This window comes from Escherichia sp. WS547, assembly GCF_046486065.1.
In the GTDB taxonomy this organism is placed as follows: domain Bacteria; phylum Pseudomonadota; class Gammaproteobacteria; order Enterobacterales; family Enterobacteriaceae; genus Escherichia; species Escherichia coli.
On the sequence record NZ_JBJQMA010000013.1, the window covers coordinates 118,171 to 127,927 of the forward strand.

The window sequence follows — 9,757 nt, forward strand, 5'->3', positions numbered from 1 at the left end:
CACAAAGCGGGTCGCCCTTGTATCTGTTTGAAAGCCTGAATCAGCTGATTCAAAACTACCTGCCGGAAGACCAAATCAAGCGTCTGCGGCAGGCGTATCTCGTTGCACGTGATGCTCACGAGGGGCAAACACGTTCAAGCGGTGAACCCTATATCACGCACCCGGTGGCAGTTGCCTGCATTCTGGCCGAGATGAAACTCGACTATGAAACGCTAATGGCGGCGCTGCTGCATGACGTGATTGAAGATACTCCCGCCACCTACCAGGACATGGAACAGCTTTTTGGTAAAAGCGTCGCCGAGCTGGTAGAGGGGGTGTCGAAACTTGATAAGCTCAAGTTCCGCGATAAGAAAGAGGCGCAGGCCGAAAACTTTCGCAAGATGATTATGGCGATGGTGCAGGATATCCGCGTCATTCTCATCAAACTTGCCGACCGTACCCACAACATGCGCACGCTGGGCTCACTTCGCCCGGACAAACGTCGCCGCATCGCCCGTGAAACACTCGAAATTTACAGCCCGCTGGCGCACCGTTTAGGTATCCACCACATTAAAACCGAACTCGAAGAGCTGGGTTTTGAGGCGCTGTATCCCAACCGTTATCGCGTAATCAAAGAAGTGGTGAAAGCCGCGCGCGGCAACCGTAAAGAGATGATCCAGAAGATTCTTTCTGAAATCGAAGGGCGTTTGCAGGAAGCGGGAATACCGTGCCGCGTCAGTGGTCGCGAAAAGCATCTTTATTCGATCTACTGCAAAATGGTGCTCAAAGAGCAGCGTTTTCACTCAATCATGGACATCTACGCCTTCCGCGTGATCGTCAATGATTCCGACACCTGTTATCGCGTGCTCGGGCAAATGCATAGCCTGTACAAGCCGCGTCCGGGTCGCGTGAAAGACTACATCGCCATTCCAAAAGCGAACGGCTATCAGTCTTTGCACACCTCGATGATTGGCCCGCACGGCGTGCCGGTTGAGGTCCAGATCCGTACCGAAGATATGGATCAGATGGCAGAGATGGGTGTTGCCGCGCACTGGGCTTATAAAGAGCACGGCGAAACCAGTACTACCGCACAAATCCGCGCCCAGCGCTGGATGCAAAGCCTGCTGGAGCTGCAACAGAGTGCCGGTAGCTCGTTTGAATTTATCGAGAGCGTTAAATCCGATCTCTTCCCGGATGAAATTTACGTTTTCACACCGGAAGGGCGCATTGTAGAGCTGCCTGCCGGTGCAACGCCCGTCGACTTCGCTTATGCGGTGCATACCGATATCGGTCATGCCTGCGTGGGCGCACGCGTCGACCGCCAGCCTTACCCGCTGTCGCAGCCGCTTACCAGCGGTCAAACCGTTGAAATTATTACCGCACCTGGCGCTCGCCCGAATGCCGCGTGGCTGAACTTTGTCGTTAGCTCGAAAGCGCGCGCCAAAATTCGTCAATTGCTGAAAAACCTCAAGCGTGATGATTCTGTAAGCCTGGGCCGTCGTCTGCTCAACCATGCGTTGGGTGGCAGCCGCAAGCTCAATGAAATCCCGCAGGAAAATATTCAGCGCGAGCTGGACCGCATGAAGCTGGCAACGCTTGACGATCTGCTGGCTGAAATCGGCCTTGGTAACGCAATGAGCGTGGTGGTCGCGAAAAATCTGCAACATGGGGACGCCTCCATTCCACCGGCAACCCAAAGTCACGGACATCTGCCCATTAAAGGTGCCGATGGCGTGCTGATCACCTTTGCGAAATGCTGCCGTCCTATTCCTGGCGACCCGATTATCGCCCACGTCAGCCCCGGTAAAGGTCTGGTGATCCACCATGAATCCTGCCGTAACATCCGTGGCTACCAGAAAGAGCCTGAGAAGTTTATGGCTGTGGAATGGGATAAAGAGACGGCGCAGGAGTTCATCACCGAAATCAAGGTGGAGATGTTCAATCATCAGGGCGCGCTGGCAAACCTGACAGCGGCAATTAACACCACCACCTCGAATATTCAAAGTTTGAATACGGAAGAGAAAGATGGTCGCGTCTACAGCGCCTTTATTCGTCTGACCGCCCGTGACCGTGTGCATCTGGCGAATATCATGCGCAAAATCCGCGTGATGCCAGACGTGATTAAAGTCACCCGAAACCGAAATTAATGTTTTATGAACCCAACACGTTATGCACGTATCTGCGAAATGCTCGCCAGGCGGCAGCCTGATCTGACCGTCTGCATGGAGCAGGTCCACAAACCTCATAACGTTTCTGCGATTATTCGTACCGCAGATGCCGTTGGTGTACATGAAGTTCATGCTGTCTGGCCTGGTAGCCGGATGCGCACCATGGCTTCGGCAGCTGCGGGTAGTAACAGCTGGGTACAGGTGAAAACGCACCGCACCATTGGCGATGCCGTCGCTCATCTGAAAGGCCAGGGCATGCAGATTCTGGCAACCCATCTTTCTGATAACGCTGTCGATTTCCGCGAAATTGATTACACTCGCCCGACCTGTATTTTGATGGGACAGGAGAAAACAGGCATCACGCAGGAAGCGTTGGCCCTGGCGGATCGGGACATCATCATTCCGATGATTGGCATGGTGCAATCGCTGAATGTTTCCGTTGCCTCAGCCCTCATTCTTTACGAAGCCCAGCGCCAGCGGCAAAATGCGGGCATGTACCTGCGTGAAAACAGCATGTTGCCGGAAGCAGAGCAACAACGCCTGCTGTTTGAAGGCGGCTATCCGGTGCTGGCGAAAGTCGCAAAACGCAAAGGCCTGCCTTACCCCCACGTCAATCAGCAGGGCGAAATTGAAGCCGATGCCGACTGGTGGGCTACCATGCAGGCTGCAGGATAAGTGCCATGAAAGGTCGCCTGTTAGATGCTGTCCCGCTCAGTTCCCTAACGGGCGTTGGTGCAGCGCTTAGTAACAAGCTGGCGAAAATCAACCTGCATACCGTGCAGGATCTACTCTTACACCTTCCCCTGCGCTACGAAGATCGCACCCATCTCTACCCCATTGGAGAACTACTACCGGGCGTTTATGCCACGGTGGAAGGCGAAGTGCTGAACTGCAATATCTCCTTCGGCGGTCGGCGGATGATGACCTGCCAGATCAGCGACGGTTCCGGCATTCTCACCATGCGCTTTTTCAACTTCAACGCGGCAATGAAAAATAGCCTGGCGACGGGCCGCCGCGTGCTCGCCTATGGAGAAGCAAAGCGCGGTAAATATGGCGCGGAGATGATCCACCCGGAATACCGCGTGCAAGGCGATCTCAGTACGCCAGAGTTGCAGGAAACGCTTACGCCGGTTTATCCAACAACCGAAGGCGTAAAGCAGGCCACGCTGCGTAAATTAACCGACCAGGCGCTGGATCTGCTCGACACCTGCGCCATTGAAGAACTCCTACCGCCGGAACTGTCACAAGGAATGATGACGCTACCGGAAGCGTTGCGCACTTTGCACCGCCCGCCGCCGACGCTACAGCTTAGCGATCTGGAAACCGGCCAGCATCCGGCACAACGCCGTCTGATTCTGGAAGAACTGCTGGCGCACAACCTCAGCATGTTAGCCTTACGTGCCGGAGCACAGCGTTTTCATGCCCAGCCACTGAGCGCCAATGACGCGCTGAAAAATAAACTCCTCGCAGCCTTACCGTTCAAGCCAACGGGCGCACAGGCACGCGTAGCGGCGGAGATCGAGCGCGATATGGCGCTGGATGTGCCGATGATGCGCCTGGTACAGGGCGATGTAGGTTCCGGTAAAACGCTGGTCGCCGCCCTCGCCGCGCTGCGTGCGATTGCCCACGGCAAACAGGTGGCATTGATGGCACCAACCGAATTACTCGCCGAACAGCACGCCAATAACTTCCGCAACTGGTTTGAACCGCTCGGTATCGAAGTGGGCTGGCTCGCCGGTAAGCAGAAAGGTAAAGCGCGGCTGGCACAGCAGGAAGCCATTGCCAGCGGTCAGGTGCAGATGATTGTTGGTACGCACGCCATCTTCCAGGAACAGGTGCAGTTTAACGGCCTGGCGCTGGTGATTATCGACGAACAGCATCGTTTTGGCGTGCATCAGCGTCTGGCGTTATGGGAGAAAGGCCAGCAGCAAGGCTTCCATCCTCATCAGTTGATCATGACCGCCACGCCGATCCCTCGAACGCTGGCAATGACTGCGTATGCTGATCTCGATACCTCAGTGATAGATGAGCTGCCGCCAGGCCGCACGCCAGTGACTACGGTCGCTATTCCTGATACTCGCCGTAGCGACATCATTGACCGCGTGCGCCACGCCTGCATGACTGAAGGTCGGCAGGCGTACTGGGTTTGTACGTTGATTGAAGAGTCAGAGTTACTGGAAGCGCAGGCGGCGGAAGCTACCTGGGAAGAGTTGAAACTGGCGCTACCAGAGTTGAATGTTGGTCTGGTACACGGACGGATGAAACCAGCCGAGAAGCAGGCCGTCATGGCATCATTTAAACAAGGCGAGTTACACCTGCTGGTTGCCACTACCGTTATTGAAGTCGGCGTTGATGTGCCTAACGCCAGCCTGATGATTATCGAAAACCCGGAGCGTCTGGGTCTGGCGCAGTTGCACCAGCTTCGCGGGCGCGTGGGACGTGGTGCGGTGGCTTCTCACTGCGTGCTGCTCTACAAAACGCCGCTTTCTAAAACGGCGCAAATTCGCCTGCAGGTACTGCGCGACAGCAACGACGGTTTTGTGATTGCACAGAAAGACTTAGAGATTCGCGGACCGGGTGAACTGTTAGGTACGCGTCAGACGGGTAATGCTGAGTTTAAAGTGGCGGATTTACTGCGCGATCAGGCGATGATCCCGGAAGTTCAGCGCCTGGCGCGACATATTCACGAACGTTACCCACAACAGGCAAAAGCCCTGATAGAACGCTGGATGCCGGAGACGGAACGTTACTCGAATGCGTAAAAGGCGGCGGTGAGAAGACCGCCGCTTCATCGGTTAGCCCGCAAAAATCGGCAACATTAAATACAGCTTAATCACCAGCGCGTTAACGATATCAATAAAGAACGCACCGACCATCGGCACGACCAGGAACGCCATGTGCGACGGGCCAAAACGTTCAGTGATCGCCTGCATGTTGGCGATTGCTGTTGGCGTTGCACCGAGGCCAAAACCACAGTGACCCGCAGCCAGCACTGCCGCATCGTAGTTTTTGCCCATCATGCGCCAGGTAACGAAGATGGCATACAACGCCATGAAGATAGTCTGTACCACCAGAATCGCCAGCATCGGCAGCGCCAGCGAAGCCAGCTCCCATAGTTTCAGCCCCATCAGCGCCATCGCCAGGAACAACGACAGGCTTACGTTACCCAGCACGGATACCGCACGCTCAAAGACGCGGTAAAAGCCCATCATTGACAGACCGTTGCTCAGAATCACGCCAACAAACAGTACACAGACGAAGGTCGGCAGTTCAAAAGCAGTGCCAGCCAAAAGTTGCGCAACAATTTTCCCCACCGTCAGGCAGATAGCAATCAGCGCAATAGTTTCAATCAGCACCAGCGAGGTGATCATGCGGCCCACATCCGGCTTTTCGAACGCCGTCGGGACTTCCTGGTCATCCGGAATACCGTTCGGCGTGGTGGAGTGTTTCACCAGATAGCGCGCTACCGGACCGCCAATCAAGCCGCCCAGCACCAGACCAAACGTCGCACAGGCCATCGCCACTTCCGTCGCATTGGTGAAGCCATAGCGTTCAATGAACAATTTACTCCACGCAGCGCCCGTACCGTGACCGCCGGAAAGCGTAATAGAACCGGCCAACAGCCCCATCAGCGGATCAAGCCCTAACAGGCTAGCCATACCAATGCCAATGGCATTTTGCATCACCAACAGACCAACAACCACAATCAAGAAGATGCCAACCACACGCCCACCGGCACGCAAACTGGCAATGTTGGCGTTCAGGCCAATGGTGGCGAAGAATGCCAGCATTAACGGATCGCGCAGGGACATATCAAAGTTGACTTCCCAGCCCATGCTTTTTTTCAGTACCAGTAGCGCCAGCGCCACCAACAAACCACCCGCAACAGGTTCCGGTATGGTGTATTTCTTCAAAAAGGAGACGGAATGGACCAACTTACGCCCGAGCAGCAACGTCAGCGTTGCGGCAACAAGCGTTGCTAAAGTATCGAGATGAAACATAGTTACTCCTTTGTATCCGCATCACTCTTTCATACTCGTCATACTTCATCGCGCAGTGGCAACTTATGAACTATGACGGGTATCGAGTTATGCTTTCCTGGGTCAAATTCTCAGCTGTTAATGAACAAATGGCATGGATTTTAAGCAGAAAAATACCAAAAGTTATATAAAAAAGTGCATTTATCTCATTTAAATATTTAGATGAGGATGTGGCAAACGTTTGCTTTTCTCTTTCGGTCAGCTAAAATGCCCGCTTTGCTACCACGGGATTGTTTTCGATGTCTGTTTCCACCCTCGAGTCAGAAAATGCGCAACCGGTTGCGCAGACTCAAAACAGCGAACTGATTTACCGTCTTGAAGATCGTCCGCCGCTTCCTCAAACCCTGTTTGCCGCCTGTCAGCATTTGCTGGCGATGTTCGTTGCGGTGATCACGCCAGCGCTATTAATCTGCCAGGCGCTGGGTTTACCGGCACAAGACACGCAACACATTATTAGTATGTCGCTGTTTGCCTCCGGTGTGGCATCGATTATTCAAATTAAGGCCTGGGGTCCGGTTGGCTCCGGGCTGTTGTCTATTCAGGGTACCAGCTTCAACTTTGTTGCCCCGCTGATTATGGGCGGTACCGCGCTGAAAACCGGTGGTGCTGATGTTCCTACCATGATGGCGGCTTTGTTTGGCACGTTGATGCTGGCAAGTTGCACCGAGATGGTGATCTCCCGCGTTCTGCATCTGGCGCGCCGCATTATTACGCCGCTGGTTTCTGGCGTTGTGGTGATGATTATCGGCCTGTCGCTAATTCAGGTGGGGCTGACCTCCATTGGCGGCGGTTACGCAGCCATGAGCGATAACACCTTCGGCGCACCGAAAAATCTGCTGCTGGCGGGCGTGGTCTTAGCCTTAATTATCCTGCTTAACCGTCAGCGTAACCCATATTTGCGCGTGGCCTCACTGGTGATTGCGATGGCGGCCGGATATGCGCTGGCGTGGTTTATGGGCATGTTGCCAGAAAGCAACGAACCGATGACACAAGAACTGATTATGGTGCCAACGCCGCTCTATTACGGTCTTGGCATTGAATGGAGTCTGCTGCTGCCGCTGATGCTGGTCTTTATGATCACTTCGCTGGAAACCATTGGCGATATCACGGCGACCTCTGACGTTTCCGAACAGCCAGTGTCCGGTCCGCTGTACATGAAACGCCTGAAAGGCGGCGTGCTGGCAAACGGCCTGAACTCGTTTGTTTCGGCGGTGTTTAACACCTTCCCGAACTCCTGCTTCGGGCAGAACAACGGAGTGATCCAGTTAACCGGTGTTGCCAGCCGCTATGTCGGTTTTGTCGTCGCGCTGATGTTGATCGTGCTGGGTCTGTTCCCGGCAGTGAGCGGTTTTGTTCAACACATTCCTGAACCGGTTCTGGGCGGCGCAACGCTTGTAATGTTTGGCACCATCGCCGCCTCCGGTGTGCGTATCGTTTCTCGTGAGCCGCTGAACCGTCGGGCGATTCTGATTATCGCGCTGTCGCTGGCGGTCGGTCTGGGCGTCTCTCAGCAGCCGCTGATTTTGCAGTTTGCCCCTGAATGGCTGAAAAACCTGCTCTCCTCCGGGATTGCCGCGGGCGGTATTACTGCCATCGTGCTGAATCTGATTTTCCCACCAGAAAAACAGTAATTCACTGGCGGCGGTAAGATAATTACCGCCGCAGTCTCACGTCTTTCACCATTCCCGCCTTGAGGATTGCGCGTAAATCGTGCATAACTCCCTTATGTGCTTTTCACGGGATGGAAGACCATGAAATTTATTGGGAAGCTGCTTCTCTACATTCTCATCGCTCTGTTAGTGGTGATCGCTGGCCTCTATTTTCTTCTGCAAACCCGCTGGGGAGCAGAACATATCAGCGCATGGGTTTCCGAGAATAGCGACTATCATCTGGCCTTCGGGGCGATGGATCACCGTTTTTCCGCGCCATCTCATATCGTGCTGGAGAACGTCACGTTTGGTCGTGATGGTCAGCCCGCGCCCCTGGTGGCAAAAAGTGTCGACATTGCGCTAAGCAGTCGGCAACTGACCGAACCACGCCATGTCGATACCATCCTGCTGGAAAACGGGACGCTGAATCTCACCGACCAGACCGCGCCGCTACCGTTCAAAGCCGATCGTCTGCAACTGCGTGATATGGCGTTTAATAGCCCGAATAGCGAATGGAAACTAAGCGCGCAGCGGGTAAATGGTGGCGTGGTTCCGTGGTCACCAGAAGCCGGTAAAGTGCTGGGTACGAAGGCGCAGATTCAGTTTAGTGCCGGATCGCTTTCTCTCAATGATGTTCCTGCCACCAATGTACTGATTGAAGGCAGTATTGATAACGATCGCGTTACGCTGACTAACCTGGGTGCCGACATCGCCCGCGGGACATTAACCGGAAACGCGCAGCGTAACGCCGACGGCAGCTGGCAAGTGGAAAATCTGCGGCTGGCGGATATCCGTCTACAAAGCGAAAAATCGCTAACCGACTTCTTTGCGCCATTACGCTCTGTCCCGTCGTTGCAGATTGGTCGCCTGGAAGTCATCGATGCTCGTTTGCAAGGTCCGGACTGGGCGGTGACCGACCTCGATCTCAGCTTGCGCAACATGACCTTCAGTAAAGATGACTGGCAGACACAGGAAGGCAAACTGTCGATGAATGCCAGCGAGTTCATTTATGGTTCGCTGCATTTATTTGACCCGATTATAAACGCGGAATTTTCCCCGCAGGGCGTAGCGCTGCGCCAGTTCACCAGCCGCTGGGAAGGGGGCATGGTTAGAACGTCAGGGAACTGGCTGCGTGACGGGAAAACGTTGATCCTTGATGATGCGGCAATTGCCGGGCTGGAATATACCTTGCCGAAAAACTGGCAACAGTTGTGGATGGAAACGACACCCGGCTGGTTAAACAGCCTGCAACTGAAGAGATTTAGCGCCAGCCGCAATCTGATCATTGATATCGACCCTGACTTCCCGTGGCAGCTCACCGCGCTCGATGGTTACGGTGCCAACCTGACGCTGGTTACCGATCATAAATGGGGCGTCTGGAGTGGTTCGGCGAATCTGAATGCCGCCGCCGCGACATTCAATCGTGTTGATGTTCGTCGCCCATCGCTGGCGCTGACCGCCAACAGCAGCACGGTGAATATCAGCGAACTGAGTGCATTTACTGAAAAAGGCATTCTGGAAGCCACCGCTAGTGTTTCACAAACGCCACAACGTCAGACCCATATCAGCCTGAATGGACGCGGTGTGCCGGTGAATATTTTGCAACAGTGGGGATGGCCTGAATTACTGTTGACTGGCGACGGCAATATTCAGCTTACTGCCAGTGGCGATATTCAGGCCAATGTCCCGCTGAAACCTACGGTTAGCGGGCAATTGCATGCCGTGAATGCCGCAAAGCAGCAAGTGACTCAAACCATGAATGCGGGCGTAGTTTCCAGTGGTGAAGTTACGTCGACGGAGCCGGTGCAGTAAAAATAAATATCCTCCGGCATAGCCGGAGGTTTTTCAAATGCGCCTATAAGGCTCTCTTACCAGCCGCGCCCTAACAGGCGCACACGATCTGACATTTGCATCCAACTTC

Annotated in this window: 6 protein-coding genes; 5 read left to right on the forward strand and 1 reads right to left on the reverse strand. The window is 54.4% G+C overall.

From position 1 onward, the window contains the following. The first annotated feature begins 17 nt into the window (after positions 1-17). Genes spoT through recG form a run of 3 tightly spaced genes read left to right on the forward strand, consistent with a single transcriptional unit; the run spans position 18 to position 4,909 of the window. Complete coding sequence (gene spoT / locus ACJHWK_RS13655; RefSeq protein ID WP_000280473.1) at positions 18-2,126, forward strand: bifunctional GTP diphosphokinase/guanosine-3',5'-bis pyrophosphate 3'-pyrophosphohydrolase; 2,109 nt, start codon at positions 18-20, stop codon at positions 2,124-2,126. Between the two features lie 6 nt (positions 2,127-2,132). Further along, on the forward strand, positions 2,133-2,822 hold the full coding sequence (gene trmH / locus ACJHWK_RS13660; RefSeq protein WP_001070187.1) for a tRNA (guanosine(18)-2'-O)-methyltransferase TrmH: 690 nt from the start codon (positions 2,133-2,135) through the stop codon (positions 2,820-2,822). Between the two features lie 5 nt (positions 2,823-2,827). Then, positions 2,828-4,909, forward strand: coding sequence for an ATP-dependent DNA helicase RecG (gene recG / locus ACJHWK_RS13665; protein WP_001521615.1), 2,082 nt, complete (start codon positions 2,828-2,830; stop codon positions 4,907-4,909). A gap of 33 nt (positions 4,910-4,942) precedes the next feature. Here the strand turns inward: recG and gltS are convergent, their stop codons facing one another. Then, complete coding sequence (gltS, locus tag ACJHWK_RS13670; RefSeq protein WP_000468836.1) at positions 4,943-6,148, reverse strand: sodium/glutamate symporter; 1,206 nt, start codon at positions 6,146-6,148, stop codon at positions 4,943-4,945. Positions 6,149-6,426: 278 nt separating this feature from the next. Here gltS and xanP point away from each other — a divergent pair, with 278 nt between their 5' ends. Together xanP and ACJHWK_RS13680 are read left to right on the forward strand one after the other, a co-directional pair. After that, a complete protein-coding gene (gene xanP / locus ACJHWK_RS13675; RefSeq protein WP_001295238.1) occupies positions 6,427-7,818 on the forward strand; it encodes a xanthine/proton symporter XanP in 1,392 nt (463 codons plus the stop codon). 120 nt (positions 7,819-7,938) lie between these two features. Next, the gene (locus ACJHWK_RS13680; RefSeq protein WP_410234854.1) at positions 7,939-9,648 is read left to right on the forward strand and encodes an AsmA family protein; all 1,710 of its coding nucleotides are present in this window, start codon (positions 7,939-7,941) and stop codon (positions 9,646-9,648) included. The last annotated feature ends 109 nt before the right edge of the window (positions 9,649-9,757 follow it).

Excerpts from the sequence above, each read along its gene's own strand:
- trmH (WP_001070187.1), top strand. The coding sequence starts at position 2,133 with ATGAACCCAACACGTTATGCACGTATCTGCGAAATGCTCGCCAGGCGG.
- recG (WP_001521615.1), top strand. The coding sequence starts at position 2,828 with ATGAAAGGTCGCCTGTTAGATGCTGTCCCGCTCAGTTCCCTAACGGGC.
- gltS (WP_000468836.1), bottom strand. The coding sequence starts at position 6,148 with ATGTTTCATCTCGATACTTTAGCAACGCTTGTTGCCGCAACGCTGACG.
- xanP (WP_001295238.1), top strand. The coding sequence starts at position 6,427 with ATGTCTGTTTCCACCCTCGAGTCAGAAAATGCGCAACCGGTTGCGCAG.
- ACJHWK_RS13680 (WP_410234854.1), top strand. The coding sequence starts at position 7,939 with ATGAAATTTATTGGGAAGCTGCTTCTCTACATTCTCATCGCTCTGTTA.